At 58.3% G+C, this 2023-nt stretch carries 2 protein-coding genes; both read right to left on the reverse strand.

Features of this window, described 5'->3' with window-relative positions; genetic code table 11:
• On the reverse strand, positions 1-1128 hold a 1128-nt coding region (gene pglX / locus INT22_RS20825; RefSeq protein WP_226912637.1), incomplete at its 3' end, for a BREX-1 system adenine-specific DNA-methyltransferase PglX.
• A partial coding sequence (locus INT22_RS11295) for an ATP-binding protein (RefSeq protein ID WP_319022067.1) occupies positions 1125-2023 on the reverse strand: 899 nt, incomplete at its 5' end. The genes INT22_RS11295 and pglX, both read right to left, overlap by 4 nt.

Consider the following 2023-nt stretch of genomic DNA (forward strand, 5'->3'; position numbering starts at 1 on the left):
GCGGGCTTTCATCAGCAGCGCAAAGCCCGCCAGCTGGGCGGCGCGGTCGTCGATATCCAGGCCGAACAGGTTGTTTTCCAGAATCAGCTTAGGGATGTCGCGGGTGCGGTAGCCGCGCTCTTCGTAGATCGCCTTCAGCACGTTGTAGGCTTCCACCAAAATATGGCCGGAGCCACAGGCGGGATCGAGCACCTTGATGGTTTCAGGGTCGAGGCTGGCCGGGGTGATGGCGTCCAGCTGGGCCTGTACCTCGGGCTCCTGCTCGGCGGGCTCGATGTAGTACGGCATCTCGGCCTTGAGCTTTGATGTGGGGTAGGTTTGCAGCCACTGGCGGCCTACCGAGTTCTGCACCAGGTATTGAACGATCCAGTTGGGGGTGAACAGCTGAGTGGCGGCGGGGATGTCTTCGCTTTTCACCACCTTACCGATCACCTGGTCTTTTTTCTCGCTGATGTAGAACTGGTAGAGCCAGCCGATCACTTCTACATCCTGCCAATCCTCTTCGGGAATCGCCTCGACCAGCTCGCGAATCAGCGAATCGGTTTTGGTCAGGTTGTTGGGCAGCAGCAGTTCGCTGGCGTCGTCCAGCGGTTCGAACAGGAACGGCATGGCCTCATGCAGGGCGTGGCACTGGGCCAGCAGCAGCTCGCGGTAGAGGGTTTCATCCTGGGTGCCGTCGAGCTTAAGTTCGCGAACGCGGGCGGTGTCCAGCCCTGGCAGGCCTACCTCTAAACATTCCTCCAGAATCTGGAACTGCCCGGCTTCGCCCCCTGCCCCACTTAGCACGCGGCGGCCGTGGTCGAGGTAGCCGTGAATCTCCATATAGCGAATGGCGCACAGGCGGTTGAACCAGCTATACGCGGCCTGCTCTATCGCTTGGGTAAAGCCATCGCGCTGCACCCACGCGGCCAGCGCTTCCCGTGCGCCTTTCAGGTGGGCGGGCACGGTGTGGGTTTGGCCATCCTGGGCAGTCATCACCAACACATCGCCCTTTTGCTCTAGGGGGGCAATCACCACACCGCCTTTGCCATCCGGGCTAATGCCCATCCGGGCCGCTTGACGCGTCATGGTGTCGATAAAGCGGGCGCGGGCCTTGGGGGCGTATTTTTTGATGTTGGCGGTGTTCATGTTAGATCCTTGAAAGTGTCTTGCAAAAAGCGCTGGCCTTGAGGGGTTAAGCGGTATTGTTGAAGGCGACTATTGGGCTTTTCGGGCAGCGTCATTTCAATCAGCTGCTGCTGGCGTAAATTGCCTACTTGTTTATTGAGCTCACCGGAAACGCCCTTGTGACCCAGCTCACGCGCCATGGCAGCTTTACCCAGCGGCTCCTGCTGCAGTATCAACAGCACTCTGGCTGCCAGCGCTGACTCTAGCCGTGACTCTAGCCGTGACTCTGACTGCACTGACTCAGCCTGGGTCACTGAAGCTGACTGCTGGATAGAAACCGGCGTTGCCAGCCGAATACTCAAACGCACGCGGTTGGCAATTTCTTCAATATGCGGTTCAGGCAGCCCTTGGACTTGGGCTTCCGAGAAAATACGCTTCACACCGCTGCCCCACTGCTCTATCAGCCCAAGCTCACGAAACACGCGGGCAATCACTGGGTTGCGAATCATGGAGACGCCGCGTTTCATGTCTTCAATGGTCATGCCGGGCATCAGTAGTCCTGGGCTTTCAATCTCGATACGGTCGTCATAAAACGCAATGCGTATGGGGCTGCCGCGTTGGGAGTAGTCGCTGTGTACCAAGGCGTTAATAATCGCTTCACGCAGGATGGTCAGCGGGATACTCCACACGTCGCGGCGACGCATGGCGCCAAACTCTGCCTGCTTGAAGGCATGTTTTTTGAGAAACAGCTCGATGTCATCAACTGCTTGGGGTAGCGGCGCGTGAATATCTGTCTGGTCGAAAATCTCGACCTTATCGTTACCGCGAAAACGCCCGCACTGAATCCAGGCATCTTCAAAGTGCCATTGGCGCTCGCGGCCAAACAGCAAAATTCCGCCCACGCTGGGTACCAGGC

Origin of the sequence: Halomonas sp. 3D7M, from assembly GCF_014897885.1 — a bacterium.
Lineage (GTDB): Bacteria > Pseudomonadota > Gammaproteobacteria > Pseudomonadales > Halomonadaceae > Vreelandella.